23 protein-coding genes and 1 tRNA gene are annotated in these 26,914 nt (G+C 72.8%); 16 read left to right on the forward strand and 8 right to left on the reverse strand.

The genetic code is table 11. The annotated features are described in order from the left end of the window. Window positions 1–172 precede the first annotated feature (172 nt). The 4 genes from AC0B61_RS16295 (at window position 173) to AC0B61_RS16310 (ending at window position 2,980) form a co-directional block, all read left to right on the forward strand. Window positions 173–1,081: an NADP-dependent oxidoreductase gene (locus tag AC0B61_RS16295; RefSeq protein ID WP_471741332.1), complete on the forward strand. Its 909-nt coding sequence runs from the start codon at window positions 173–175 to the stop codon at window positions 1,079–1,081. Window positions 1,082–1,152: 71 nt separating this feature from the next. After that, window positions 1,153–1,226, forward strand: a tRNA-Lys gene (locus tag AC0B61_RS16300). 132 nt (window positions 1,227–1,358) lie between these two features. Beyond that, window positions 1,359–2,345, forward strand: a complete 987-nt coding sequence (locus AC0B61_RS16305; RefSeq protein WP_471741333.1) for a GlxA family transcriptional regulator — start codon at window positions 1,359–1,361, stop codon at window positions 2,343–2,345. Further along, on the forward strand, window positions 2,345–2,980 hold the full coding sequence (locus AC0B61_RS16310) for a DJ-1/PfpI family protein (protein ID WP_471741334.1): 636 nt from the start codon (window positions 2,345–2,347) through the stop codon (window positions 2,978–2,980). The genes AC0B61_RS16305 and AC0B61_RS16310 overlap by 1 nt, the downstream gene beginning before the upstream one ends. Before the next feature lie 51 nt (window positions 2,981–3,031). Here AC0B61_RS16310 and AC0B61_RS16315 read toward each other — a convergent pair whose 3' ends face one another. Continuing rightward, window positions 3,032–4,222 carry an MFS transporter gene (locus AC0B61_RS16315; protein WP_471741335.1) on the reverse strand — a complete coding sequence of 397 codons (1,191 nt, stop codon included), beginning with the start codon at window positions 4,220–4,222 and terminating at the stop codon, window positions 3,032–3,034. A gap of 125 nt (window positions 4,223–4,347) precedes the next feature. Between AC0B61_RS16315 and AC0B61_RS16320 the strand changes: the two genes are divergently transcribed. Continuing rightward, window positions 4,348–7,617, forward strand: coding sequence for a S41 family peptidase (locus AC0B61_RS16320; protein ID WP_471741336.1), 3,270 nt, complete (start codon window positions 4,348–4,350; stop codon window positions 7,615–7,617). 55 nt (window positions 7,618–7,672) lie between these two features. Here AC0B61_RS16320 and AC0B61_RS16325 read toward each other — a convergent pair whose 3' ends face one another. Beyond that, on the reverse strand, window positions 7,673–7,918 hold the full coding sequence (locus AC0B61_RS16325; protein WP_471741337.1) for a hypothetical protein: 246 nt from the start codon (window positions 7,916–7,918) through the stop codon (window positions 7,673–7,675). A 770-nt stretch (window positions 7,919–8,688) separates the two neighbouring features. Between AC0B61_RS16325 and AC0B61_RS16330 the strand changes: the two genes are divergently transcribed. The 7 genes from AC0B61_RS16330 to AC0B61_RS16360 all read left to right on the forward strand — a co-directional run bounded on the left by AC0B61_RS16330 (window position 8,689) and on the right by AC0B61_RS16360 (window position 12,846). Beyond that, window positions 8,689–8,958, forward strand: a complete 270-nt coding sequence (locus AC0B61_RS16330) for a hypothetical protein (RefSeq protein ID WP_471741518.1) — start codon at window positions 8,689–8,691, stop codon at window positions 8,956–8,958. Continuing rightward, window positions 8,939–9,457, forward strand: coding sequence for a DUF6879 family protein (locus tag AC0B61_RS16335; protein ID WP_471741338.1), 519 nt, complete (start codon window positions 8,939–8,941; stop codon window positions 9,455–9,457). Before AC0B61_RS16330 ends, AC0B61_RS16335 begins: the two co-directional genes overlap by 20 nt. Before the next feature lie 14 nt (window positions 9,458–9,471). Beyond that, window positions 9,472–10,320, forward strand: coding sequence for a helix-turn-helix domain-containing protein (locus AC0B61_RS16340; RefSeq protein ID WP_471741339.1), 849 nt, complete (start codon window positions 9,472–9,474; stop codon window positions 10,318–10,320). A 120-nt stretch (window positions 10,321–10,440) separates the two neighbouring features. Then, window positions 10,441–10,860 carry a hypothetical protein gene (locus AC0B61_RS16345; protein WP_471741340.1) on the forward strand — a complete coding sequence of 140 codons (420 nt, stop codon included), beginning with the start codon at window positions 10,441–10,443 and terminating at the stop codon, window positions 10,858–10,860. Between the two features lie 89 nt (window positions 10,861–10,949). Next, complete coding sequence (locus AC0B61_RS16350; protein ID WP_471741341.1) at window positions 10,950–11,513, forward strand: hypothetical protein; 564 nt, start codon at window positions 10,950–10,952, stop codon at window positions 11,511–11,513. Next, window positions 11,477–12,322 carry a serine/threonine-protein kinase gene (locus AC0B61_RS16355; protein ID WP_471741342.1) on the forward strand — a complete coding sequence of 282 codons (846 nt, stop codon included), beginning with the start codon at window positions 11,477–11,479 and terminating at the stop codon, window positions 12,320–12,322. The genes AC0B61_RS16350 and AC0B61_RS16355 overlap by 37 nt, the downstream gene beginning before the upstream one ends. Next, a complete protein-coding gene (locus AC0B61_RS16360; RefSeq protein WP_471741343.1) occupies window positions 12,319–12,846 on the forward strand; it encodes a GNAT family N-acetyltransferase in 528 nt (175 codons plus the stop codon). Before AC0B61_RS16355 ends, AC0B61_RS16360 begins: the two co-directional genes overlap by 4 nt. On the opposite strand, the gene AC0B61_RS16365 is transcribed toward AC0B61_RS16360, so the two are convergent. The 4 genes from AC0B61_RS16365 to snpA (AC0B61_RS16380) form a co-directional block, all read right to left on the reverse strand. After that, entirely contained in the window at window positions 12,836–14,914 is a 2,079-nt protein-coding gene (locus tag AC0B61_RS16365; RefSeq protein WP_471741519.1) for a phosphocholine-specific phospholipase C, read from the reverse strand. The two genes, AC0B61_RS16360 and AC0B61_RS16365, sit on opposite strands and share 11 nt — an antisense overlap. A 212-nt stretch (window positions 14,915–15,126) precedes the next feature. Beyond that, entirely contained in the window at window positions 15,127–15,786 is a 660-nt protein-coding gene (locus tag AC0B61_RS16370) for a pentapeptide repeat-containing protein (RefSeq protein WP_471741344.1), read from the reverse strand. Window positions 15,787–15,959: 173 nt separating this feature from the next. Beyond that, window positions 15,960–16,598, reverse strand: a complete 639-nt coding sequence (gene snpA, locus AC0B61_RS16375) for a snapalysin (RefSeq protein WP_471741345.1) — start codon at window positions 16,596–16,598, stop codon at window positions 15,960–15,962. 375 nt (window positions 16,599–16,973) lie between these two features. Beyond that, window positions 16,974–17,681 carry a snapalysin gene (snpA, locus tag AC0B61_RS16380; protein WP_471741346.1) on the reverse strand — a complete coding sequence of 236 codons (708 nt, stop codon included), beginning with the start codon at window positions 17,679–17,681 and terminating at the stop codon, window positions 16,974–16,976. Between the two features lie 258 nt (window positions 17,682–17,939). Between snpA (AC0B61_RS16380) and AC0B61_RS16385 the strand changes: the two genes are divergently transcribed. Beyond that, window positions 17,940–18,974, forward strand: coding sequence for a LysR family transcriptional regulator (locus AC0B61_RS16385; protein ID WP_471741347.1), 1,035 nt, complete (start codon window positions 17,940–17,942; stop codon window positions 18,972–18,974). On the opposite strand, the gene AC0B61_RS16390 is transcribed toward AC0B61_RS16385, so the two are convergent. Further along, entirely contained in the window at window positions 18,971–20,197 is a 1,227-nt protein-coding gene (locus AC0B61_RS16390) for a low temperature requirement protein A (RefSeq protein ID WP_471741348.1), read from the reverse strand. The two genes, AC0B61_RS16385 and AC0B61_RS16390, sit on opposite strands and share 4 nt — an antisense overlap. A gap of 531 nt (window positions 20,198–20,728) precedes the next feature. Next, window positions 20,729–22,435, reverse strand: coding sequence for an ABC transporter family substrate-binding protein (locus tag AC0B61_RS16395; RefSeq protein ID WP_471741349.1), 1,707 nt, complete (start codon window positions 22,433–22,435; stop codon window positions 20,729–20,731). 335 nt (window positions 22,436–22,770) lie between these two features. Here AC0B61_RS16395 and AC0B61_RS16400 point away from each other — a divergent pair, with 335 nt between their 5' ends. The 3 genes from AC0B61_RS16400 to AC0B61_RS16410 are packed head-to-tail and all read left to right on the forward strand — an operon-like array spanning window position 22,771 to window position 26,862. Further along, window positions 22,771–23,751: an ABC transporter permease gene (locus tag AC0B61_RS16400; protein WP_471741350.1), complete on the forward strand. Its 981-nt coding sequence runs from the start codon at window positions 22,771–22,773 to the stop codon at window positions 23,749–23,751. A gap of 16 nt (window positions 23,752–23,767) precedes the next feature. Then, a complete protein-coding gene (locus AC0B61_RS16405; RefSeq protein ID WP_471741351.1) occupies window positions 23,768–24,754 on the forward strand; it encodes an ABC transporter permease in 987 nt (328 codons plus the stop codon). Continuing rightward, on the forward strand, window positions 24,751–26,862 hold the full coding sequence (locus AC0B61_RS16410) for an ABC transporter ATP-binding protein (protein ID WP_471741352.1): 2,112 nt from the start codon (window positions 24,751–24,753) through the stop codon (window positions 26,860–26,862). Before AC0B61_RS16405 ends, AC0B61_RS16410 begins: the two co-directional genes overlap by 4 nt. The last annotated feature ends 52 nt before the right edge of the window (window positions 26,863–26,914 follow it).

The following is a 26,914-nucleotide window of genomic DNA, read 5'->3' on the forward strand; positions in this document are numbered from 1 at the left end:
GTGAAGACGCGCCGAACGGAGGGGGTTGACCTCAAGTCCGCTTCACGTCCGAGGATCGGGAGGGTCGAGAGGCTGAGCAGCCGAGCGGTCGGGCAGTGGCGCGGCCGAGCGGTCGGGCAGTGGCGCGGCCGAGCGGTCGGGCAGTGGAGCGGTCGAGAGGGTGGGAGCAGACATGAAGGCGGTCACTGTGACGGAGTCCGGCGGCCCGGAGGTCCTGCGGGTCACCGAGGTGCCCGACCCGGAGCCCGGACCGGGCGAGGTGCGGGTGCGGGTGTACGCCGCCGGGGTGCAGCCGGTGGACCTCGCGATCCGGGAGGGGTTCCGGCCGCCGGGGGTGGCGGTCGAGCCGCCGTTCGTCCTCGGCAACGAGTTCGCCGGGGTGGTGGACCGGCTGGGGCCGGGCAGTGGGGACTGGACGGTCGGCGACGAGGTGCTGGGCTTCCGGGTGCTGGACAGCCACGCCGAGCTCGTCACGGTGGACGCCGCCCAGCTGGTGGCCAAGCCGGCCGGGATGCCCTGGGAGTTCGCCGGCTCGCTGTCCGCCTCCGGCCAGACCGCGCACATGGCGCTCACCCTGCTCGGCGTCGGCCCCGGCGACACCGTGCTGGTGCACGGCGCCTCGGGCGGGGTCGGCACGGTGGCCGTCCAGCTGGCCCTGGCCTGGGGTGCCACCGTGGTCGGCACGGCGAGTGAACGCAACCACGCCTACCTGCGCGAGCTGGGCGCGATCCCGGTCGCGTACGGGGAGGGGCTGGTCGAGCGGGTCCGGGCGGTGGCGCCCCAGGGGGTGACCGCAGCCTTCGACGCGGCCGGGCGGGGCGCGCTTGAGGCCTCGGTCGAGCTGGTGGCCGACCGGGACCGGATCGGCACCGTGGTCGACTACCCGGGCGCCGAGCGGCTGGGCGTACGGGGGCTGCGGGCGCCGCGCACGGCCGAGCGGCTGGCCGAGCTGGTCCGGCTGTGGGAGGCCGGCGCGCTGCGGCTGGAGGTCGCCGAGGCCCTCCCGCTGGAGAAGGCCGCCGAGGCCCACCGGCTGGTCGGCACCGGGCACGTCCGGGGCAAGGTGGTGCTGACCATGTGAGCCCCCGGGCTCCGCTCCGGGCCGATTGTGTGTTCCGGCCGCTGACCAGGTAATGTTCTCCGCGTCAGCAGGCGCCGCTAGCTCAGTTGGTTAGAGCAGCTGACTCTTAATCAGCGGGTCCGGGGTTCGAGTCCCTGGCGGCGCACAGACAGCCGGAAGGCCCCTTGCGAAAGCGAGGGGCCTTCCGGCGTTTCGCCGTACCCGCCCGCGCGGGGATGGCAGGAAAGGTGGGAAGCGGGTCATTGCCGCCACTCCGGGCCGCTGACAGGCTGGCCGCATGAGAGCCCGCAGCGTGCTGGTCGTCCTCTACGAGGGCGTGCAGAGCCTCGACGTGACCGGCCCCGTGGAGGTGTTCACCGGCGCGGGCGCCGCCTCCGGGCGGCCGGACGCGTACCGGGTGGTCACCGCCTCGCCGGGCGGCGCGCCGGTGCGCAGCTCCAGCGGGCTGCGGCTGCTGCCGGACGCGGACCTCGCCGAGGCCGGGCCGGTGGACACCCTGCTGGTCCCCGGCGGGCTGGTCCCCGGCGGGGACGGCACAAAGGACCCGGACGCGGCGCTGGTCGCGCGGATCCGGGAGCTGGCCGGCCGGGCCGAGCGGGTGGTGTCGGTGTGCACCGGGGCCTTCCTGCTCGCCGAGGCCGGGCTGCTGGCCGGACGCCGGGCGACCACGCACTGGGCGTACTGCGGCGAGCTGGCCCGGCGGTTCCCGGACGTCGAGGTGGACCCCGATCCGATCCACGTCCGGGACGGGCACATCGCCACCTCGGCCGGGGTCACCGCCGGGATCGACCTGGCGCTGGCCCTGGTCGAGGAGGACCTCGGCCGGGAGACCGCGCTGCTGATCGCCCGGCACCTGGTGGTCTTCCTGCGCCGCCCCGGCAACCAGGCCCAGTTCAGCACCCAGCTGGCCGCCCAGGTGGCGGCCCGGCAGCCGCTGCGCGAGGTGCAGCGGTGGATCGCCGAGCACCCGGAGGCCGACCTGTCGGTCGAGGCGCTGGCCCGCCGGGCGGCGCTGTCCCCGCGGCACTTCGCCCGCGCCTTCACCGCCGAGGCCGGGGCCACCCCCGGCCGGTACGTGGACGGGGTCCGGCTGGAAGCCGCCCGGCGGCGGCTGGAGGACACCGCCGACGGCATCGAGGAGGTCGCCCGCCGCAGCGGCTACGGCACCCCGGAGGCGATGCGGCGCGCCTTCGTCCGGGCCCTGGCCACCCCGCCCACCGAGTACCGGCGCCGCTTCCACCCGAGTCACGACGGAGGACACTGATGCGCATCGCCATCCTGCTGTACGACGACTTCACCGCCCTGGACGCGGTCGGCCCCTACGAGGTGCTGTCCCGCATCCCCGGCGCCGAGGTGGTGTTCACCGCCGCCCGGCGCGGGCCGGTGCGCACCGACATGAAGAGCCTGGCGCTCACCGCCTACGCCGCCCTGGACGAGGTGGACTCGGCGGACGTGCTGCTCGTCCCGGGCGGCCCCGGGACGATGGCCCGGCTGTCGGACGGGGAGCTGCTGGAGTGGCTGCGGGCCGTGGACGCGACCACCACCTGGACCACCTCCGTCTGCTCCGGCTCGCTGATCCTGGGCGCCGCCGGGCTGCTGGCCGGACGGCGGGCCACCTCGCACTGGGCGTGCCTGGCGGAGCTGGCGACGTTCGGGGCGGAGCCGACCGGCACCGAGCGGGTCGTGGTGGACGGCAAGTACGCGACCGCGGCCGGGGTCTCGGCCGGGATCGACCTGGCGCTGTCGCTGACCGGCCGGCTGGCCGGGGACGCGGTCGCCGAGTCGATCCAGCTGCTCATCGAGTACGACCCGCAGCCGCCGTACTCGGCGGGCTCCACCGCGACCGCGCCGGCCGCACTGGTCGCCCGGATGAGGGCGAACGGGCTGGCGGTCGGCTAACGGTCGGCTGGCAGTCGGTTGGCGATCGGCTGGCAGTGGGCCGGCGGTCGGCTAGCGGCGCACCGACGGGAAGGCGTGGCGGCGGGCGCCGACGGCCACCGCGAGGACGGGGAGCATCAGCGCCAGGACCGTCCAGGGCAGAGCCCCGGTGCCCAGGCGGCCCAGGACGAGGCCGCCGACCACCCCGCCGCCCGCCATCGCGACGTTCCACAGGGTGACCAGCATCGCCTGGGCGGCGTCCTGCTGCTCGCCGCCCGCGTCGCCGACGGCGGTCTGCAGCAGGGTCGGGGCGCCACCCCAGCCGAGGCCCCAGAGCAGTGCCGCGAGGTACAGCAGCGGCGCGCTGCCGGACCCGACCGCGAGGATGCCCGCCGTCACCGCGACCAGCAGCGCGCCGCCGATCGTCAACTGCCGCAGCCGGCGCTGGATGTGGGCGCCGACGAACCAGATGCTCATCAGCGAGGCCAGGCCGAAGACCAGCAGCACGGTGCCGGTGGCGCCGCCGAGGCCGGCCCCGTCGAGGAAGGGCGCGACGTAGGTGAACAGGATGGTGTGCGCGAGCACGAAGAGCACCGTCACGCCGAGCACCGGCACCACACCGGGCACGGTGAGTGCGCGTCGGACCGGCGCGCGGTCGCCGGCCGGCTGGCCGGGCAGGTCGGGCAGCAGCGCCGCGATCCAGCCGATCACGCCGACCGCCAGTGCCGTCATGGCCAGGAAGGGCACCCACCAGCCGAGCATCCGGCCGAGGAACGTGCCGACCGGCACTCCGAGCGACAGCGCCACCGGCACACCCGCCATCGCGACGGCCATGGCCCGGCCCTGCTGCTCGGCCGGCACCAGCCGGCGGGCGTACCCGGCCAGCAGCGCCCAGGCGAGGCCCGCCGCGACGCCCGCGAGGAAGCGGGCGGCCATCGTGAGCCGGTAGTCGGTGGAGGCCGCGGTCACCGTGTTGGCCACGGCGAAGCCGGCCATGGCGGTGAGCAGCAGCCGCTTGCGGTTCCAGCCGGCGGTGGCCGCGGTGAGCGGGATCGCGGTGGCGGCGGTCCCGATCGCGTAGACGGTGACGGTCTGCCCGGCGGCCGACTCGCTGACGCCGAGGGCCTCGCCCATCCCCGGCAGGACACCGGCGGGCAACGTCTCGGTGAGCGCGGTGACGAAGACCGCGGTGGCCAGGGCGAGCAGGGCGGGGAGCGGGAAGGACTTGCGGGACACGGGGGTGGAGAGCTGTGTGGTCGCCATGCCGACCATGCTTGGGCCTGACACCGGTGTGAGGTTCAAGCGCGGCCCCCCGCGGCCGGCGGCGCCGGCGGCCCCGGCGGGGTGCCCCGGTTGCCGGGCGTGACACCCCGTCGAAGGATGGAGGGGTGACCTCGCCCGGCTACCTCCGCCACCCGCACCTGCACGGCGGCCTGCTCACCTTCACCGCCGAGGACGACGTCTGGATCGCCCCGCTGGACCCCGGCAGCGGCTCCACCGGCCGGGCCTGGCGGGTCAGCTGCGACCGCACCCGGGTCAGCCACCCCCGCATCTCCCCCGACGGTGACACCCTCGCCTGGACCAGCTGGCTGAGCCTGACCCCCGAGGTGTGGACCGCCCCCGTCGACGGCGGCGAGGCCCGGCGGCTCAGCTACTGGGGCAGCCAGGACACCCGGGTCCGGGGCTGGCTGCCGGACGGCGAAGTCCTGGCCGTCACCTCCTACCACGAGCCCTTCGGCCACTACACCTGGGCGCACGCCCTGCCGCCGGACGGCTCCCCCGGCCGCCGGATGCCCTGGGGCCCGGTCGGCGACGCCCAGATGAGCCGCGAACGGACCGTGCTGCTCACCGGCGCCGCTCCGCACGAACCCGCCGCCTGGAAACGCTACCGGGGCGGCGCCGTCGGCCGGCTCTGGGCGGACGGCGAACGGATCCTGCCCGACCACGCCGGGCACCTCGCCGCCCCCATGCCCGTCGGCGGGCGGGTCGCCTTCCTCTCCGACCACGAGGGCATCGGCAACGTCTACTCCTGCCGCCCCGACGGCACCGACCTGCGCCGGCACACCGACCACGCCTCCTACTACGCCCGCGAAGCCGCCACCGACGGCACCCGGATCGTCTACCAGCACGCCGGCGACCTCTGGCTGCTCGACGGCCTGGACGCGCCCGCCTCCCACCGCCTGCACGTCCCGCTCGGCGGCGCCCGGGCCGGCCGCCGCCCGTACCAGGTCAGCGCCGCCACCCAGGTCAAGGACCTCGCCTGTGACCAGACCGGCCGGGCCGGGGTGGTCACCGTGCGCGGCAGCCAGTACTGGCTCACCCACAAGGACGGCCCCGCCCGCGCGCTCGCCGACACCCCCGGCGTGCGGACCCGGCTGCCCGTCGTGCTCGGCCACACCGGCGAGGCGGCCTGGATCACCGACGCGCACGGCGCCGACGCGGTCGAGGTGATGCCGCTGCCCGGGCACGAAGGCCTCCCCGGACACGGCCCCGGCTACGGCCCTGGTCCGGGCCCCGGTCCCGGCCCCGGCGGCGGGCAGCGGCACCGCCACCGGGTACTCGCCGCCGGCCGGCTCGGCCGCGTCCTGGAGCTCACCGCCTCCCCCGACGGCAGCCACCTCGCCGCCGCCTCCTCGGACGGGCGGCTGCTGCTGGTCCGCGCCGCCGACGGCGAGGTCCGCGAACTCGCCGCCTCCGGCTACGGGCCGGTCTCCAGCGCCCGCTTCTCCCCCGACTCGCACTGGATCGCCTGGTCCCAGCCGGTCGCCGGCCGCTCCCTGCGCCGGATCCGGCTCACCCGCACCGACGCGCCCGCGCCCACCACCGAAGTCACCGACGGCCGCTTCGAGGACGAGCAGCCCGTGTTCACCCGGGACGGCCGCTACCTGGCCTTCCTGTCCTGGCGCGGCTTCGACCCCGTCCACGACGTGCACACCGGCGACCTCTCCTTCCCGCTCGGCTGCCGCCCGTACCTCGTGCCGCTCACCGCCGACACGCCCTCGCCGTTCGCCGCGCCCGTCGACGACGGCGCCCCGCACGGCAACGGCGGCGGCGACGGCACCGTCCGGGTCGACCCCGACGGCATCGGCGAGCGACTGCTGCAGTTCCCGGTGATCGCCTCCAAGTACTCGGCCACCGACGCGGTGCGCGGCGGCCTGGTCTGGCTGCGCTGGCCGATCTCCGGCACCCTCGGGCAGACCTTCGCCGGCCCCGAGGACACCTCCGGCCGACCCTCACTGGAGTACTTCGACCTCACCCGGGGCACCCGCAGCACCCTGGTCGACAAGCTGGACGGCTACGCGGTCTCCGGCGACGGCGGCACGATCGCCGTCTACTCGGCCGGGACGCTCCGGGTGATCCCGGTCGCCGCCCCCTCCGCCGGCACCGGCGTCGACCTGCGCCGGATCACCCACACCGTGCACCCGGCCGCCGAATGGCGCCAGGCCTACCACGAGGCCGCCCGGATCGTCCGCGACCAGTTCTGGGACGAACGGATGTCCGGCCTGGACTGGCCCGCCCTCGTCGCCCAGTACGAACCCCTGCTGGAGCGCGTCTGCTCACCCGACGACTTCGCCGACCTGCTGCGCGAACTCCTCGGCGAACTCGGCACCTCGCACGCCTACGTCACCCCGTCCCGGCGCGCCGAGGGCCCCACCCTCGCCCGGCAGCCCCTCGGCCTGCTCGGCGCCAACGCCCACCGCTCCCCCGACGGACGCTGGCTGGTCGACCGGGTGCTGCCCGGCGAGTCCTCCGACCCGCGCGCCCGCGCCCCGCTCGCCGCCCAGGGAGTGCGGGACGGCGACGAACTCGTCGAGGTCGGCGGCCGCCCCGTCGACCCGGTGCGCGGCCCCCTGCCGCTGCTGGCCGACACCGGCGGCACCACCGTGGAACTGGCCCTGCGCAGCGCCCCGGACGGCCCGGTGCGACGGATCGCGGTCACCCCGCTGACCGACGAACGGCCCATCCGCTACCAGTACTGGGTGGCCAAACGCCGCTCCCTCGTACGGGAGTTCAGCGACGGTCGGTGCGGCTACCTGCACATCCCGGACCTCGGCGGCTCCGGCTGGGCCCAGTTCAACCGGGACCTGCGGCGCGAACTCGACAAGCCCGCACTCGTCCTGGACGTACGCGGCAACGCCGGCGGCAATGTCTCCGAACTGGTCCTGGAGAAGCTCACCCGGCACGTCCTCGCCTGGGACTTCACCCGGGACCGCCAACCCGTCCGCTGGCCCCGGCACGCCCTGCGCGGCCCGCTGGTCGCCCTCGCCGACGAGGCGACCAGCTCGGACGGGGACGTCATCATCGCGGCCATCAAGCTGCTCGGACTCGGCCCGGTCATCGGCAACCGCACCTGGGGCGGAGTCGTCGGCATGTCCGGACGGCACACCCTCGGCGACGGCACCCAGATCTCCGTGCCGAAGAACGCCTCCTGGTTCGGCGGCGGCCTCGGCTGGTCGGTGGAGAACCGGGGCGTCGAACCGGACGTCCACGTGCTGCGCACCCCGCACGACTGGGCCCGGGGACGCCACCCCGAACTGGTCACCGCCGTTCAGCTCGCCCTGGAACTGCTGGAGGACGCGCCCGCCTCGGTGCCCCCGCCGGAGACCACACCCCGGCCGGACCTGCGCCGCCCCCCGCTGCCGCCACGGTCACGGTGACGGCGGGAGGCGGTAGCGGGGGGCGGTGGCAGCGGGGGCGGCTATCGGTGGCGGGTCAGTCCCAGGGGTCGCCCTCCGCCGTCATGTTCTCGGCGGCACGCCGGTCGGCCTCCTCCTGGAAGCGCCGGTCCCGGGCGAGTCGGTCCTGAGCGAGCCGGTCCTGGCTCTCGCGGGTGCGCTCGACCTCGTCGCCGTACGCGTCGGCGGCCTCGTCATGGGCGAGAGCGGCCCGCTGGGAGGCGTCCTCACCGGTGGTCTCGTGCTGCGGCGGCCGGTGGAACAGCCTGTCGAAGATGCCCATGACTCCTCCTCCAGAGGGAATGTCGGAATACCGGGCTGCCCCCACTCTCACACCGGGTGCGAACGGGCGCACGTTGAGTCCTTGGTCCCTGCCCATGGGGCCTGAGGACCATGGCGCGGGCCCAGCCGGCGGCGGCACAGGGTGGAGCCATCGGCCGAACCGGCGCCATCGTCTGGAGCCCGCTGCGGCCGTCACACCTTCCACCCCGGCCGACCTGCCGCACCCGCAGCGCTTCGCTGCGTCCAGGATCCGGAGGCCGCGCGCTCACCCTGGTTCCCCGCGACCGTGCGCGGCCCGCACCCCGGGCAGCGGCTCGACGCCCTCGCACCCTGGGCGGCAGTGGCCCGGACGGCGCGGCCCGAACAGTCGGCCGCGCGGTGGGAGCGGCTGCCGCCCGGGCAGATCGCCGAGATCCGGGCGCTGGCCCTGCTGCCGGAAGTCGGCCGCCCGGTGGCGGACCGCCGGATGTCCTGGGGCCCGATCGAGGCCGTCAGCTACGAGCTCGGCAAAGGACCTCGACGGCTCGGCCCTCACCCCCGGCCGAGGCCTGGCCGTCGTTCGTCTCCGCTGTCCGGGCGGGCGAGTTCGGCCTCGTCTGATACGCCTCACTCCCATCGGTCCGCCGCTCCCGAGCGGCGGACCGACGGCCTGTGCGCAACCTCAACCACACCGACCTGGTGACGCTTCGCGATCGCCCCTTGACGCTGGATCACCAAATACGCGAGGGTCGTGGAACCAATTGGTCTCCCTTCGCGCAGGAGGCAGCAGCAATGGCTCTGAAGTTCCTCGGGATCTACCCCAACACGCCCGATGACGGCTCGCCGACCATCTGGTTGGACGAGGCCACCGGCGACCTGGTGATCCAGTCCTGGAAGGCGGACGAGGCCACCATCAGGGAGGCTCAGGAAGTCGGTTCCATCCCCGGTCACTCCACGGACGTGCCCGACCACGAAGGCGTGATCCGCTTGCCCGCCAACATGATCCAGTTTATTCCCCGCCCGGACAGTGAGGTCAACGACGGTGGCAACAGCGGTTCGTGACCAACTGGCCAAGGCGCTCCGCTCGGCGGTCCATCTGGAGATGCGTGACAGCTACATGCTGGACGACCCCGAGTTCATTGCCTGGCAGGCCGGCAAGCGGATCGACCCCGCGAACCGAGAGTCCTGGTGGCGCTCGTGGCTTGACGTCGTGGCTGAAGCCACGTCTCGAGGGGTCACGATGCGCCGGCTGCGAGTCGTATCAGAACCGGTGACCGACTACATCCGCTACGAATATGACGTGACGTTCCCCAACGTCACAGCGGGTGAGGACGTTCGCTGGCTGCCCCGCTCCCGCACCGGCGACCTCCTGTTGCCCGGCTTGGACGGATGGGTCATGGATGAACAGGTCGTGATCCTGCACCACTTCTCCGGGAATGGGCAGTGGGCCGGTCCGCGCATGGAAGTCCGAACCGATCCGACCTTGGCCAAGCAGTACTTGGCCGCGTACGAGGCAGCCTGGGAGCGCGCGACTCCCCACGCGGAGTACCAGCCGGTCTGATTCAGCGCCCCACCATGGCTCTCTCCCCGTCATCAAGTGTCCAACGCGCCCGCCAGGATCTCGCCGATCGTCTCGGCGAGATCCAGCGGGACGCGGGGCTCAAGGGCACTGAACTGGCTTCCGCGTGCGGCTGGTACCCGTCCAAGGTGTCCCGGTTGCTGAACGCACGCACACCTCCGTCCGAGGACGACATCCGGCTCTGGTGCCGCGCCTGTGGAGCCGAGGACCAGATCGCGGATCTCGTCGCCATGCTGCGAGCGGTCGCCGGCATGTTCGTTGAGTGGCGGAGGATGGAGCGCGCTGGGCTGAAGCAAGCACAAGAGGCCCGGCTACCGCTGTACGAGCGAACCCGCCGCTTTCGCGCCTACTCATCGTGGTTGGTGCCCGGTCTGATCCAGACCCCTGGGTACACCAGGGCAGCTCTTCAGGCGATCCAGCAGCGCCGAGGGCTGGCCGACGACGTCGCCGCAGCCGTGGCTGCCCGGATGGCCCGCCAACGGGTGCTGCATGAAGGTGATCGACGATTTGCCTTCCTGGTTGAGGAATCGGTCCTGCGATGCGGAATCGGCGGAATGGAAGTGATGCGGGATCAGCTGGATCACCTCATGACAATCGGCCTTCTGCCGAATGTCAGTCTTGGCGTGGTGCCCACAGGCGTCGATCGCTTGCGTTGGCCGACCGAAGGTTTCTGGATCTATGACGCTGCGCAGGTGAACGTCGAGCTGGTCTCCGGCTATCTGACCATCACACAACCCAGCGAGGTATCGCTCTACGCCGAGGCGTTCTCGGAGCTCGCTGCCATGGCGGTCCACGGGGCTGCTGCGCGGAGGCTGATCACAACAGCCATCGGCGCGATTACGTGACGCACGCGACCGGCGTGGAATCCCGCAGAACCTCATGGGCGTTTCCTTCGCCTCCTCCCTACGGTCTGTACTACTGCTCGTTCGCTCCCGGGCGCGCAGAGCCGACCGATTGGAGAGGCCGTGAGCACCGCCACCATCGAGTCCGTCACCGAGTTGGACGAACTGGGCAAGTTCTTCACGATTACCAAGCGTCGCATCGACGCGGGTCAGGCCGCGCCGGAGATGTTCTCCGCCGCCATCGACACGGCGTGGCACCGGCTCCTCAACGACCCGGCCACGCATGAGGCGTTCGCCATCCAGCACGCCGGCCGCAAGTTGGCGCACGTCGAAAGCACGGGCGCAGGCTTCATCTCTTGGGTGAGCGCGTACGAGGAGGAATTCGGCCGCCTGCCGGAGATCTGGTTCACCGACTCCGACGGCACGGTCAACACCGTGGGCCTGGCCCGATACCGCGAGACGGGCGAGGTCTGGGCCGAGTGGGACTGCTCGCCTGCGCCCAGCGACGGCGACGATCTCGCCCCGACAGCGGCCACCCGGTGACCACCGCACCATACGACGGAGCGCCCCGGCCGACTGCCGGGGCGCTCCGCCTCATCGAGGCCCGGACGAACGACCCGTCCAACGTGGACGTGAGCGGCTACCTGGCCGCCCTGCAGCAGTACTGCCCGTTCCTCCGGCCGTCCACCGCTCGCGACATGACCGGGTGGACCGTTTACGAGATCACACCCGACAATCCCCGGTACGCCGTCGAAGCTGAGCTGTTCCACGCCGGCGTGCAGGCCGCCGAGTGGATTCGCCCTCTGATGGCCCGACCGTTCGGCTCGCTGGCGTGCGAGAACCTGGTGCTGCTTGGGGAGTGCGCCGACCTCGGCCATCACGAACTACTGACGTGGCCGCACTGGGCCTTGAAGAATCTCTACAGCCAGGTCGGCGTCATGTTCGGCAAGTTCGTCAGGGGAGCCACCGAGTCCAGTCGGGCAGGGCACAGCATCCCTCCGCCGCCGTTCTCGTTCCTCCCGGTGCGCGCGGCCGTCCGGTCCCTGGACCCGGGTTTCCTGACGAACACGCCCGGTCTCGCAGCGGCGGTGGCCGGAGCCGTGGACGACGGCCGTGACGTGTTCGAGCACATCCCTTGCGAGTGGAAGGCAGTGAGAGCATGGGCGAGTTCACGCCCGAGGCCACCGAAGCCCTGAAGGTCGCGGAGGCGATCTGTGGCCCGCTGGAACTGGAGGAGATCAGTGACCGGCGGGGCTCGGCGGTCTGGAAGGCGACCGGCCCGCAGGGCATCGCGGGCATCAAGCTCGGCATCGGCGAGGCTGCCGAAGTCACCACGCGCGAAGCCTCCGTGCTGGACCAGCTTCCCGGCTACACCGTGACCGCCGGGCGTTTCGACAACGGCGTCTGGTACGTCACCCCGTGGCTGGTCGGGCCGTCCACCTGGGAGGTCTTCCGCCCGACGCGAAAGGGCGACGGCGGGCGAGACGAGGCCCTTGCTGCTGCGGTGGGGCTGTGCCGCGCCGTGGCGGACCTCCACGCCGGAGGGTGGGTACACGGCGACCTCCAGCCCCAGCACGGCATCCACGGTGCGGACGGCACGGTCTGCCTCCTCGACTTCGCCTGGTCCCGGCAGCTCGGCACCACTCCGTGGCTGAGGTTCGACGGCACGATGGTGCACCTCACCTCTCCCGAACTGGCCGCCCGGATCATCACTGGTCCCCAGCCCGTCGACACGACACAGCCCGCCGACAGCTACGCTCTCGCCGGCACCCTGTGGACCTGTGTCACGGGCACGTGGCCGCTGGACTACGCGGCCGCCGGGCTCGGCCCGGGCACACCGGTGGAGGAGATTCGCAAGGCCATCGCCACCAGGGCCGTCCCGGTGTCCGCCTTGACTCCCTGGCCCGCTCTCCAGGCCCGGCTGCGGTACGTCCTGCTGGCCCAGGCCGACGACCGGCCGACCGCCACCGAGCTGGCCGACCTCGTGCAAGCGGTGGGCGAATGATCACACTGCGCGCGCTGACCCCGCACGACGATGCCGCCCTCCAGCGGATCTACAGCCCGGAATCGACCAGGTTCCTCGGGCGGGGGCCGATGGGCGCCGCCGAAGCCCGCAGTGCCGCACGCGACGCAGCGGCCTCCGCCTCTCGATCCCCGCGCACTATGTACGTTCTGGGCCTCGATCTCGACGGCGACCTGATCGGGATCGCCAAGCTCCACCTGGACCGTCCCGTCGCCGCACTTGGCTACATCCTGTGTGTGGACGCCTGGGGGAAGGGCCACGCCACCGAGGCGGTCCGGAGGATTCTCGCCCTTGGCTTCGGCCACCTCGGGCTGCCCGAGATCCACGCCAAACACCACCCGAACAACCCGGCCTCCGGTCGCGTCCTCCTCAAGGCGGGATTCGACCCGACCGGCGAGAACGCCGGGTTCGTCACCTACGCCGTCCGGCCGCCCCCGTCGGGAGGCCCCGCGATTCACGTCTGGTGGGTGGCGGGGCCTCCGGGGGGCTTGGCTGTCAGCCGGTGATGCTGGCGGCTCCGGTCTCGAGGTGGCCGGTGAAGCGCTGGGACCAGCTGTTGTCCGCGTCGACGGTCACCGTGAAGTCGTACCAGCCGTTGGTGTAGGCCGCCGCGTTGAAGTAGTCGCTCGTGCTGCCGCCGGCGGGGACCTGGTAGGTCCAGGGGCCGTCGGTGCGGTAGTGGTTGGAGGCGATGGTGAAGGTCATCGGCGTACTGCCGTTGTTGGTGAGCTTGAAGTAGACGGCCAGTTTGCCGGTGCCCGGCTCGACGGCGTACGAGGCGGTGGCGGCGGCGTTCTTGCCCGCCTTCGTGGCGTCGCCCTTGAAGCGGCGCAGGAAGCGGTTGGGGCCGACGACGGTGAGGTCGTAGGGGCCGCCGCCGAAGCCGGTGCCGCAGTTGAAGAAGTCGCTGGTGTTGCCGCCCGGATCAACGGTGTACTGCCAGGGGCCGCCGCTGCGGTAGGCGTTGGCGTACGCCGCGAAGTGCGCGGACTTCACCGCCGCCGGGCCCGCGTTGTCCATCCTGATCCAGACCTTCATCACCCCGGCCGAGCCGAACTCCAGGTGGTCCAGGTTGGCGTTCGGCTGGTAGGGCAGGGCGCGGGCCGGGCGGGTGCCGGGCTCCTGCACCGGGAGCTGGTTGTTCACCGGGGCCGGGTTGGGCAGCGGACCGCAGGCTGAGAGGCCGATGGTCTGCGAGGTGTCGGGCAGTGCGGGCAGGCCGTACACCGGGTTGGCGAAGTCGAACACGCTGGTCAGGTCGCCGCAGACGCGGCGGCGCCAGTCGCTGATGTTGACGCACTTGGCGGGCCTGCCGAGGGCGGCGGTCCAGGTTTCCAGGAAACGCAGGACGGAGGTGTGGTCGAAGGTCTCGGAGTTGACCCAGCCGCCGCGCGTCCAGGGCGAGACGGCGATGAGGGGGACGCGGAAGCCGAGGCCGATGTTGGTGGCGTTGTAGAACTCGCCCGGGGTGCCGGCCGGGGCGGCCGGCGGGGGGACGTGGTCGAAGAAGCCGTCGTTCTCGTCGTAGTTGATGAACAGGACGGAGGAGTCGAAGACGTTCGGGTCGGCGTTGAGCGCGTCGATGACCAGGTGGACGAAGTGCGCGCCGTCGCCCGGGGTGGCGTACGGGTGCTCGGAGGAGGCCTGGTCGGGGACGATCCAGGAGACCTGCGGGAGGGTGCCGGCGAGCACGTCGGCCTTGATCGCGGCGGCGATGTCGTCGGGGGTCTTCCCGGTGGACTTGGGCACCGAGCCCATGCCCTTGACGGCCAGCGGGCTGCCGGCCGGGGCGCCGGAGAACTGGCTGAAGTAGGCGAGGGCGTTGTCGCCGTAGTTGTCGGCGGCGTTCTGGTAGACCTTCCAGCTGACGTCGGCGTTCTCCAGCGCCTCGGCGTAGGTCTGCCAGCGCAGGCCCTTCTCGTCGCCGCCGTCGTAGGCCGGGCCGCCGGCGGTGCCGGCCGGGTCGATCTGGCCGGACCAGTGGTAGGTGCGGTTGGGGCCGGTCGCGCTGAGGACGGAGCAGTGGTAGGCGTCGCAGATGGTCCAGTTCTCGGCGAGCGCGTAGTGGAACGGGATGTCCTGGCGGGTGAGGAAGCCGAGGGTGCGGACGTTGCCCTTGGCGGCGACCCAGTTGTCCATCTTGCCGCTGTTCCACGCGCTGTGCTGGTCGCTCCAGCCGTGGCTGAGGTCGCCGTTGCACTGGGCCAGGCGCTCCGGGTCGGCGCCGCCGGCCGGCTTGGTCTGGCTGAACTGCCACGGGTACTGGCGGCTGAGCAGGCCGTTGGGCTGGTTGAAGACGCTGTAGCCGCCGGCGATCTGGATGGCGCTGCGGTCGGCGAAGCCGCGTACGCCGCGCAGCGTGCCGAAGTAGTGGTCGAAGCTGCGGTTCTCCTGCATCAGGATGACCACGTGCTGCACGTCCTTGATGCTGCCGTCCGTGGTGAGCGCGGCGGCGGGGGCGGTCGCGGCGGCGGCGCCCGGGGCGGCTCCGGCGGCGCCGGTGCCGGCCACCGCGAGACCGGCCGCGGCGGCGCCGGACAGCGTGACGAACTTCCTACGACTCAACTCGGCCATCAGCCCAGTCCGTCCCTTCACTGGCGATGTTGTGTACACAAGTCGGGTTCATCGATCGCGCAGCAGTTTCCACCCCGGCGGGAGCGGCCCACCAGATGCGTGCAGCAGGGTTGTCGGACTGTTCGCCCGGGTGTCACCGAGCGACGCCGGGCTGAACGCGGGACGGAGGCAGGAATGGAACGGCAGGACGGAGGTGCGCACGGAGCGACGGGTCAGCGGTCCTTGACCTCGATGCCCAGAGCGTGGGCGAACTGCGGCGCCAGTTCAAGGAGTTGGCCGGAGCTGATGGTCGCCCCGCGCAGGCCCTGGTGGCCGTCCGCGAGCCCGAGCCGGGCGGCGCCGCGCAGGTCGGTCTGCTTCAGCGTCGCGCCGCGCAGCCGGACCTCCTCCAGCGTCGAGCCGGGGAAGGACACCCCGGTCAGCTTGGCCTCGCCGAAGTCCACGTCGCGCAGCAGGCAGTCCTCGAAGACGACGTCCCGCAGGACGGCCGACCGCAGGTTGACCGCCTCCAGCTTGCAGCCCCGGAACACCACCCGGCGCAGCGCCGAACCGTACCCGGCGATCCCGGCCAGCACGCCGCCGACGAAGGCGCTGTCCTGCCACTCGGAGTCGCTCAGGTCGCAGGCCACCCAGCGGCCGGCCTGCACCCAGACGTCGTTGAACCGGGCCTGGCGCAGCTTGACCCCGCTGAACGCGACACCGGTGAAGGCGCATTCCAGGAAGGCCGCCCCGGCGCCCGACTCGTCGGTGTGCTCGCCGCCGTCGAAGTGCACGGTGTCGTACCGCTCGTCGCTGCGCAGCGGCCCGGTGTGCGGGCTCAGCAGTCCGGCGTACGGCAGGTCGGCGAGCTGGTCGGCGATGGAACGGGGCATGGCGGCGGCTCCTGGCAGTCGGGGCGGGCGGGGGTGGACGGGTCTCGCCCGCATGCTCGCACGCGACACCGACAACGCCCCGGACCGACGACGCACCGCATCGACGCCGCGCTGGACCGACGACGCCCCGGACCGGCCGCGGCAGGCGGCCGGTCCGGGGTCGGCCACGAGCGTCAGCCGCGCGCCCAGAGGGAGTTGACGCGGCTGCGCTCGGTGCTGTTCGGATAGGGGTTGGTGCAGGAGGTGCCGGGGCCGCCGCCCGACATCAGTTCGCTGCACGGGCCGGAGTAGTGGTCCGGCAGGCCGAGCACGTGCCCGGTCTCGTGAGCGGTGACCCGCACCGAGTTGTACTGCCGGTTCTGCTGGTAGTCGAGGAAGATGTAGCCGCTGCCGTGGCCGTCGGTGCTGGCGTAGGAGCCTCGGCTGTCGTTGCCCTCGTAGTAGCTGAAGTCGGCGGCCGAGCCGGACCGCAGCTGGACGTTGCTGACCGAGCTGTTCCAGATCTGCGCGGCCTGGGATATCTGGTTGCGGAAGGTCGGGGCCGAGCTGGCGTCGTAGGTGACGACGACGGTGGCCAGGCCCGGGTTGGCGGCCTGCTTGGCCTTCGCGGAGGCCATCACGGCCTGGTAGAAGGCCTGGTTGTCCGCGGTCTCGGCGGCCGAGCCGGCGTACGTCGAGGCGGTGTAGCCCTGGACGGCCGGGGCCACGGTGGCTGCCGGGGCCGCGGTCGCGGCGGTGGCGGTCGCGGGCAGGACGGCGAGGCCGGCCGCGAGGGCGAGGCCGAGGGTGGCGGACAGCACGGATCGCTTCATGTGAGGGCTCCGATTCCTGTGGTGCCGTGGCCGGTTGGGGGCCGGCCTGGGGGGACACCTGGTCAACGGGTGATGTCCCCAGAGCTTCGGGTAGCCCGGCGGGCGCGCGGATGATGTCAATCCGCGATAGCTCCGTGCAATACCCCTGCTGTTCAAGCGGTTTGGTTCGGCTTTTCCTGGCCTTGACCCAATTGCGGCCCTGGCATTCCGTTCGGTGGGCGGATACGCTCCACAGCGGGGAAGTACCCGGAGCGGCGGGCCGCTTGATTCCGGCCGAGCGGCCCGCCGCGCCGAACCCGGTCACCGGGCCTCAGGGTTACCGAGCCACCGGGCTTACCGGGCCTCGGGGTTACCTGACCACCGGGCTTGCCGGCCTTACCGGTTCGCTGCCGCGAGCCCGTTCGCCCAGAGGTAGTCGACCTGGCTGCGCTCGTTGGCGTCGGGGTAGGGGTTGGTGCAGGAGGGGCCGGGGCCGCCGCCCGACATCAGTTCGCTGCACGGGCCGGAGTAGTCGTCGGGCAGGCCGAGCACGTGCCCGGTCTCGTGGGTGGTGACGCGCACCGAGTCGTACTCCTGGTTCTGCTGGTAGTCGAGGAAGACGTAGCCGTGGCCGTGCCCGTCGGTGCTCGCGTACGAGCCCTGGCTGTCGCTGCCCTCGTAGTACGAGTAGTCGCCGGTGCCGCCCGTCTCCTGGAGCCGCACGTTGCGCACCGAGCCGTTCCAGATCTGCGCCGCGTTGGCGATCTGGCTGGTGAAGGAGGGCGCGTTGGCAGTGTCGTAGGTGACGGTGACGGTCTGCAGCCACGGGTTGGCGGCCCGCTTGGCCTTGACCGAGGCCATCACGGCCTGGAAGAAGGCCTGGTTGTTCGCGGCCTCAGCGGCTTCGGCGGTCTCCGCGGCCTTCGCAGTCTTCGCGGCCGAACCGGCGTGCGTCGTCGGGAGGTAGCCCTGCATGGCCGGTACGGCCGGGGCGGCAAGCGCGGCCGGTCCGGCAACGGTGGCGGCAACGGCGGTGGCGGGCAGGGTCGCGAGGCCGGCCGCGAGGGCGAGGCCCAGGGCGGCGGACAGCACGGATCGCTTCATGTGGGGGCTCCGGATTCGCGGTGCGCCGCCTCGCCGGAGCCGGTGGGGGCCGGGTGCGGCGGTGGCGCACGGTGGGGGCCGCCCCGGCCGGTGGCCGTGGCGGGTTGCTGTCCCTGAGCTTCGACCCGCCCGGGCCCGTCGCGGATGATGTCAACCGGCGATAGCGCCGCCGCATACCGGTGGGGGTCCGCCGCACGTTCCCACGGGCCGCCCCTGACTGCCGGTCACGTTCTTTGATCGCCCGCCATGTTGCCTGTCATGTCCTTGGCGAGAAGGCTCGGCTCCGACTATGCTCCCGACGTGGAGCTCGACGTGAGACACCTCCGGGTGCTGTGCGCGATCGCCGACACCGGCAGCCTCCGCAAGGCCGCGCTCCAGCTCGGCATGACCCAGCCCTCCCTCACCACCCAGCTGCACCGCATCGAACGGGCCATCGGCGGCACCCTGTTCACCCGCGAGCAGACCGGCAGCCGGCCGACCGCGCTCGGCCACTCGGTGCTCTCCCGGGCCCGGCCGGTGATCACCGAGATGGCCGCCCTGGTGGCCGCCGCCCGCCAGGAGGCTCTGGACGCCACCGGGCCCGGCCGGCAGCGGCGGCTGCGCATCGGCAGCGTCGGCAGCCGGGCGGTCGCGGCCTGGCTGCGCCGGGTGCACGAGCGGCTGCCGGACACCGACACCACCATCCACGTGGACGTCTCGGCCAGCGCGCTGCTGCGGATGGTCGCCACCGACCAGCTGGACGTCGCCTTCGTGTCCGAGAGCGAGGGCTTCCCGCTGCGGGTACCGCCGGACGCCGAGCAGCGGGTGCTGATGGCCCGCGAGCCGCAGTTCGTCGAGCTCGCCGTCGGGCACCCCGCCGCCGCCCGCCCGGTCGTCCGCCTCGCCGACCTCGCCGGGGACACCTGGATGGTCGACCCGACCGCCGACCACGAGTACGCGGCGATGCGCCGGGTGTTCAGCGAGGCCGGGCTCAACCCCCGGGTGCTGCAGGTGCGGGACAACGCCACCGCCGCCGAGCTGGTCGCCTCCGGCGAGGCCGTCCGTCCCTGCCAGCCGACCTCGCCGCCGGGCCCCGGCACGGTCGTCCGCCCGGTGCACGGGGATCCGCTGGCCGTCCGCCTCCTCTTCACCTGGCGCCCGCACGCGCTCAGCCCGCCCGCGCTGGACGCCCTGTACGGCGAACTGCGGGCCGCCTACCTGGATCTGGCCACGGTCCATCCGGTCTACGCGGCCTGGCTGGCACGGCACGAACCGGTGCTGCTGGGGCGGCCCGGCCACGGCCGGTACGGCTAGGCCCCGCGCCGCCCGTGCGCAGCGGCACGGCTCTCCCGGCCGTGGACCAGCACGCCCACCGCGACCATCAGTGCGCAGACCAGGCCCGCGGCCGGTACGCCGGAGATGCCGAGCGCGGTGCAGGCCAGCACCAGGACGGCCCCCACCGGCGCCACCGACTGGGCGAGCGCGCCCCGCTTGGTGTGCCGGGAGTGCAGGAACCAGACCGTGACCAGATAGACGGCCGTGGGCACGGTGACCGTCGCGGCGGCGGCCCGCTCGGAGATCTCCGCCTTGTGCACGGCCGACTCCACCGCCACCTCCAGCCCGGTGCCGATGGCCGCCGCCGCGCCGAACACCAGGTAGTGCCCGTAACCCCAGGCGAAGGCCTGCCGGTTGGAGCGCAGGTGGTCGTGGACCGGCCGGGCGAAGTAGATCCACCAGGCGGCGAAGCAGATCAGCAGGCCGCCGATCGCGACCGGCAGCAGCCGGGCCAGCCCTTCGTGCCCGTCCACCGCCGACTGCACCGCGACGGTCGCCGCCGCCACCGTCTCGCCGAGCACGATCAGAGTGAACAGCCCGTACCGCTCGGCGATGTGGTGCGGGTGCCAGGAGGTCTGCATCCGCAGCTCGGCGATCACCGGCACGGCCAGCTCGCACAGCACGCCGACCGGGATGACGTACGGCCGCACGTCGTGCGGCAGGAGCAGCACCACCGTCCAGCCGACCTGGCAGGCCGTGATCCCCGCCGCGTAGCGCAGCGCCACCCGGCGCGCCTCGCCCTGCTCGCTGGCCGCCGCGCGCAGCCACTGCGTCACCATCGCCAGGCGCATCACCACGTACCCGGTGATCGCCAGCACCAGGTCCTGGGTCGCGAACAGCCGCGGCACCCCGGCGGCGAGGATCAGCACGCCGGCGATCTGCACGAGCGTGGTGACCCGGTACGGCACGTCGTCGCAGTCGTAGGCGGAGGCGAACCAGGTGAAGTTCATCCAGGCCCACCAGATCGCGAAGAAGGCCAGCGCGTAGCCGCGCAGCCCCTCCCCGTAGTGCCCGGCGGCGAGGGAGTGGGCCAGTTCGCGCCCAGCCTGGCCGACCGCGACCACGAAGCAGAGGTCGAAGAAGAGTTCCAGCGGGGTGGCGACCCGGTGCGGCTCGGCGCGGTCGCGCGGGACCATCCGGCGCACCGGCGGCGGGTCGACGTGCTGCGTGCGGGGTGCCGCGGCGGCGGGATCACTGGCCATCGGAGCTGCTCCGGGATCGGGAGGGGCTGGTCGTCCCGCGCATCCTGGCAGCGGCCCGGGTCCGGCGCACGCACCGGCGCGACCCGGCAAGGGCACGGCAAGGGCACGGCCGAACTCGAGCACGACTGCCCCGGATGTCCCTTTTATCCTTTCCGTCAGCCGTAGTTGACGGTTCGGTGCGCGAACTGGGTGACAGCTCACCGGTTTCCGGGCGCGCCCCGCGCGCTGCGCCCCGGGTGACCGGAGCACGCCGCTACATTCGTCCCCGGTTGGGAAGAGCGCGGGCCCTGCGGGGCCCCATGACACGGGCGGGCTGCGGGCAACGCGGAAGGTCAAGGCGGGTGGCGGGACAGCGGGGGGCGGCAGAGCCGACCTCCTGCGTCCGCGCCACCGGCCTCGTGATCACCGCGCTGCTCGCCAGAGCCTGCCGTGCGGCGTTCGTCCGAACCTGCCGCGTGCCGCTCGCCCGAGCCTGCCGCGGCCGTCCCGCCCGCCCGGCCCGCCCGGCCCGCCCGGTGCCGTCCGCGGCGGCTACTTCTCCCAGCCGACCTTGCTGTAGTCCTCCTGCGCGAGGCCGAAGGCGCCGTAGTTGGCGAGGCCCTTGCGCACCGCGACCACGGCGGGGCGCTGGTACAGCTCGACGGTGTGGCCGAGTTCCCAGATCTTGGCGTCCGCCTGGTTGTAGAGCTTCGCGGCCTCGTCCGGGTCGACCGTCCCGGCCGCCTTCTTCAGCAGGCCGTCGATCTCCGGGGTGCCCAGGCGCGACGGGTTGCTGAAGGTGTTGTCGCCCACCGGCAGGCGGAAGTTGGCCAGGCTCTTGGAGTTCGGGAAGGAGTCGGTGTTGCGCCAGCTCGCGACGTCGAACTTGCCCGGGGTCACGTACTTGGCGAAGTAGTCGTTGGCGGCGACCTTGTCCAGGTCGATCTTCACCCCGGCCGCCTGCCACATCGCCGCCGCCGCGGTGGCGAGGTCGAGTTGGGCCTGCGCGGTGCCGTCGCTGAGCACCCAGTGCAGTTCCAGTTGCTGGCCGTCCTTGGTGCGCGGCTGGCCACTGCCGGCATCCTTCCAGCCGGCGTCGTCCAGCAGCTTCTTGGCCGCGGCCAGGTCGAACCGGGCCCACTCGCCGGAGTTGTCCTGGTAGCCGGTCTGGTTGGGCATGATGATGTGGTTGCCGAGCGGCTTGAACTCCACCGGCACCCCGTTGTTGGCGATCTTGATCAGTGCCGAGCGGTCCAGCGCCTTGCCGAGCGCCTGGCGGACCCGCTGGTCGGCCAGCGCGCCGGTGCCGCCGAAGGAGATGTGCACCTCGTCCCACGGGCTGGCGGCCCGGATCACGGTGTCCTTGGCGTTCTTGAGCTGTCCGTACGCGGTGGCGGTGCCGCCCGAGGCGAGGTCGATCTCGTTGTTGAGGTACGCCTGGATGCTCGCCGCCTTGTCCATCACCCGGAAGGTGATCTTGTCGAGCTTGGCCGGGGTGCCCCACCAGGCCGGGTCCGGGACGAAGCTGATGGTCTGCGCGGTCTTGTCCGCCACACCGATCTTCAGGGCGCCCGCGGTGATCGGGACCTTCTCGATCCAGCCCTTGTTGAAGTCGTCCGGGGTGGCGATGCCGGCCGCCGGGACCAGCGGGCGGAACAGGTTCTGCCAGTCCGCGTACGGCTCCGAGAAGGTGACCTTCACCTCGCTCGGGTCGGCGCCCTGCTCGACCGCGGAGATCAGCTCGTAGCCGGACGGGTCGTAGATGTTGTACGCCGGGTCCTTGCCGTTGCTCGCCTGCCAGTCGGCCTTGAAGTCCAGGTAGCTCAGCGGCTTGCCGTCCGACCACTTGGCCTTGGGGTTCAGCTTGTAGGTGATCACCTGCGGCGAGGCCGAGGTGACCTTGGCCTCCACCAGGAAGTCCGGGTTCGGCCGGAAGGTGCCGGAGGCGTCGGTGGCGAACAGCGAGGGCTCCAGGGCCCGGACGAGGTTCACCGTGTCGGTGTAGGAGCCGCCGTCCACCTGGAGCGGGTTCCACTGGGTGATCCACTGGTCCAGCGCGAAGCGCACTTCGCCGCCGTCCTTGACCTGGTCCGACGGCTTGGCGTTGATGTCCTGGGCGTCCTGTCTCGGCGGCTCGCTCTTGGCCACGTCACCGGCGGAGCCGCCCCCGCCCGAGGTGCACGCGGTGACCGCGAGCGCGACGGCGACGGCGAGGGCGGCGGCCCGGCCGAGGCGGCCGGCCGTGGTGGAAGCGTCCATGAAGGTCCCCCTGGTGAGGTCTGCGAAGCGGGAGTTGGGCCGCGGTAGGCATGACTGGGCTTGAGCGTGGGCACTCAATCCGGCACCGAGCCAGAGGAACGTAACAGCGGATCAGATCCGCCACCAGGGGGAGGAACGCACACCTGATCCAAAAGTCACGCGCGGCAATGCCGCCGCAACACCCCCGCCGTTCCCGGGTGTTTCACTCTGACCTGCGCTTTCCCCAACCGCACTGACCCCTCCGCCACCTGACGCCCCGACCGGGCCCCGACCGAAGGCCACCACCCCATGCCCATCAGACGCACCGACCCCGCCCCCACCCCGGGCGGCCGTTGATGCTCCGCTACCTGGCGAAGCGGCTGAGCTACTACGCGGTGCTGCTGGTCGCCGCCCTCTTCCTCGCGTACGCGGTCTCGGCGACCGCCCTGCAGCCGCGCACCTACTTCGACGCCAAGGTGCCCCGCCCGTCCGCCGAGTCGGTCGAGCGCCAGCTCACCGCGCTCAACCTGAACGACCGCACCCCGGTGGTCGAACGCTTCGGACACTGGGCCGGCGGGCTGCTGCACGCGGACCTCGGCCGGACCATCCACGACACCCCGGTCACCGACGACTTCGGCCGCCGGGTCTGGGTCTCGCTGCGGCTGCTGCTGCTCGGCAGCCTGCTCGGCATGCTCCTCGGCGTCGCCGTCGGGGCGTGGAGCGCCGTCCGCCAGTACCGGATCTCCGACCGGCTGCTCACCGTGCTGTCCTTCGTGCTGCTCTCCACGCCGGTCTTCCTGGTCGCGCTGTTCCTCAAGAACGGCGCCATCGCCGCCAAGGACGCGGCCGGGCACGAGGTGATCCCGTTCACCGGCTACGAGACCCCCGGACTCGCCGGCGGCCTCGGCACCCACCTGGCCGACTGGGCCCTGCACCTGCTGCTGCCCACCATCTCGCTGGCCCTCGGCGGCCTCGCCACCTACAGCCGCTACCAGCGCGGCACCATGCTCGACGTGCTCGGCTCCGACTACCTGCGCACCGCCGAGGCCAAGGGCCTCACCCGCGGACGGGCCCTGCTCAAGCACGGGCTGCGGACGGCCGTGATCCCGATGTCGACCATGTTCGCCTACAGCTTCCTGGGCATCTTCACCGGCGCGATCTTCACCGAGACGATCTTCGGCTGGCACGGCATGGGCGAGTGGCTGATCCAGTCGATCAACGAACAGGACGTCAACTCGGTGGTCGCGATCAACCTGTTCACCGCCGTCGTCGTCCTCGCCTCCGGCTTCCTCGCCGACACCCTGCACGCCGCCCTCGACCCGCGCGTGCGGACCTGACCGGAGGAGACCCGAGATGACCACCCTCTCCGCCGAACCCGCCGAGCCCACAGAGCCCACGGAGCCCACCGAGTCCGCCGAGCCCGCGGCTTCCGCCGTCGCGCCACGGGCGACCGGCCGCGGCCGGCTGGTCCTCGCCCGGCTGCTCGCCGCCCGCGGGGCCGTCGCCGGCGGCGTCGTCGTCCTGCTGCTGTTCGCGCTCGCCTTCGGCGGGCCGTACCTCACGCCCTGGCAGTACGCCACCCCCGACTTCTCGGCGCTGCACCAACCCCCGTCCGCCGCGCACTGGTTCGGTACCAACGGGGTCGGCCAGGACGTCTTCGCGCAGACCGTCCGCGGACTGCAGAAGTCACTGGTCATCGGCCTGCTGGTGGCCCTGTTCTCCACCGTGCTGGCCTCCGTGGTCGGCGCCTGCGCCGGCTACTTCGGCGGCTGGGCCGACCGGGCGCTGATGTTCCTGGTGGACCTGCTGCTGGTCTTCCCCTCCTTCCTGATCATCACCGTCGTCTCCGGCCGGCTGAGGAGCGCGGGCTGGATCGCCTTCGTGCTGCTGCTCGCGCTGTTCAACTGGATGATCACCGCGCGGGTGGTCCGCTCGATGACGATCTCCCTGCGCGAGCGCGAATTCGTGCGCGCCGCACGGTTCATGGGCGTGCGGCCGCTGCGGATCATCAGCCGGCACATCCTGCCGAACGTCGCCTCCTTCCTCATCATCGACGCCACCATCGCGGTCGGCGGCGCCGTGATGAGCGAGACCGCGCTCTCCTACTTCGGCTTCGGGGTCAAACCGCCGGACGTCTCGCTCGGCACCCTGCTCGCCGCCGGGACCAGCGAGGCCCCGGTGTTCCCCTGGCTGTTCTACTTCGCCGCCGGGCTGCTGGTGCTGTTCGTCCTCGCCGTCAACCTGGTCGGGGACGGGCTGCGCGACGCCCTCGACCCCACCTCCGCGGCCGCGCCGCGCCGCCGCCCCCGCCGTTCCGTCAGCCGTAGGAAGCACCCGTGACCACCACCGTCGGCCCCACTGCCGCACCCACCGCCGTCGACACCCCGCTGCTCGCCGTCCGGGACCTCCGGGTGGACTTCGCCGGGCCGCGCGGCCCGGTCCCCGCCGTCCGCGGGGTGGACCTCACGCTGCGCCGCGGCGAGACCCTCGGCATCGTCGGCGAGTCCGGCTCCGGGAAGTCCGTCACCGCACTGTCCGTGCTCGGTCTGCTGCCCGCCACGGCGCGCGTCAGCGGGTCGGTGCGGCTGGACGGGCGGGAGCTGGTGGGGCTGCCGGGCAAGGAGCTCGCGGCGATCCGCGGCCGCCGGGTCGCCATGGTCTTCCAGGACCCGCTGTCCGCCTTCACCCCGGTCTACCGGATCGGCGACCAGATCGCCGAGGCGGTCCGCATCCACCAGCGGGTGGACAAGGCCACCGCCCGCCGCCGGGCCGCCGAACTCCTCGACCTGGTCGGCATCCCCGCGCCCGACCGGGCCCTGGACAGCTTCCCGCACGAGTTCTCCGGCGGCATGCGCCAGCGCGCGATGATCGCCATGGCCGTCGCCAACGAGCCCGACATCCTGCTCGCCGACGAGCCCACCACCGCGCTCGACGTCACCATCCAGGCCCAGGTGCTGGACGTGCTGCGCACCGCCCGGCGGGAGACCGGCGCGGCGCTCGTCCTGGTCAGCCACGACCTCGGGGTGATCGCCGGGACGGCCGACCGGGTCGCCGTGATGTACGCGGGGCGGGTGGTCGAGACGGCCGGGGTGGACGAACTGTTCGCGGCCCCGCACCACCCGTACTCGCTCGGCCTGATCGGCGCGCTGCCCCGGCTGGACGGGCGCGGCGGTCCGCTGGTGCCGATCCCCGGCGCCCCGGCCCCGATGGCCGAGCTGCCGCCGGGCTGCCCGTTCGCGGCGCGCTGCCCGCTGGCGGAGGAGCGCTGCTCGGCGGCGGAGCCCGCCCTGGAGGGCACGGACGGCCACCTGGCGGCATGCGTACGGTCGGCGGAGCTCGCCGAGCGGCGGCCCGCGCCGGCCGAGGTCTACCCCGTTCCGGAGCTGCCCGCCCCCGCCGGCGCCGGCGGCGACCGCTCCGCCCGGACGCCCGTCCTGTCGGTGAGCGGCCTCGGCAAAACGTTTCCGCTCCTCAAGGGCACGGTGTTCAAGCGCAAGGTCGGCGAGGTGTACGCGGTCGACGGCGTCGACCTGGACCTGCGCGAGGGCGAGACCCTCGGCCTGGTCGGGGAGTCCGGCTCCGGCAAATCCACCACCCTGTTCGAACTGCTGAGGCTCGGCGCCCCCGAGACCGGCCGGATCGAACTGCTCGGCCAGGACACCGCCGGGCTCACCCGGGCCGAGGCCCACCGGCTGCGCGCCAACGTGCAGATCGTCTTCCAGGACCCGATGGCCAGCCTCGACCCCCGGATGCCGATCGGCGACATCGTCGCCGAACCCCTCCTCGCCCAGCACACCCCGCGCGAGGAGATCGCCCGCCGGGTGCCCGGGCTGCTGCGCCAGGTCGGCCTCGACCCGGAGCACGCCGTCCGCTACCCGCACCAGTTCTCCGGCGGCCAGCGCCAGCGCGTCTCGATCGCCCGGGCGCTCGCCGTCCGGCCGAGACTGCTGGTCCTGGACGAACCGGTCTCGGCCCTGGACGTCTCCATCCAGGCCGGGGTGCTCAACCTGCTGCAGGCGCTCAAGGCGGAGCTCGGCCTCTCCTACCTGTTCGTCTCCCACGACCTCTCGGTGATCCGGCACCTCGCCGACCGGGTCAGCGTGATGTACCTCGGCCGGACGGTCGAACAGGGCGAGGTCTCCGCCGTCTTCGACCGCCCCCGCCACCCGTACACCCGAGCCCTGCTCTCCGCCGTCCCCCTGCCCGACCCCGCCGCCGAACGCGCCCGCGACCGCGTCCTGCTGGCCGGCGACCCGCCCTCCCCCACCGAGCGCCGCACCGGCTGCCCCTTCCGCACCCGCTGCCCGCGCTACGCCGGACTCGCCGACCCGGCGGACCGGGCCCGCTGCGAGCAGGAACGGCCGGCACTCGACGGCCCGACGGGGGCGGACCACCAGGCGGCCTGCCATCACCCGGAGCCACCGGCGGGCGGCGATCACGGAAGGTGACCACTCGAATACGATTCGGCGGATCGCGGCGGCGCCGTGTAAAGTCTTCGAC

This window comes from Kitasatospora sp. NPDC023385, assembly GCF_055664045.1.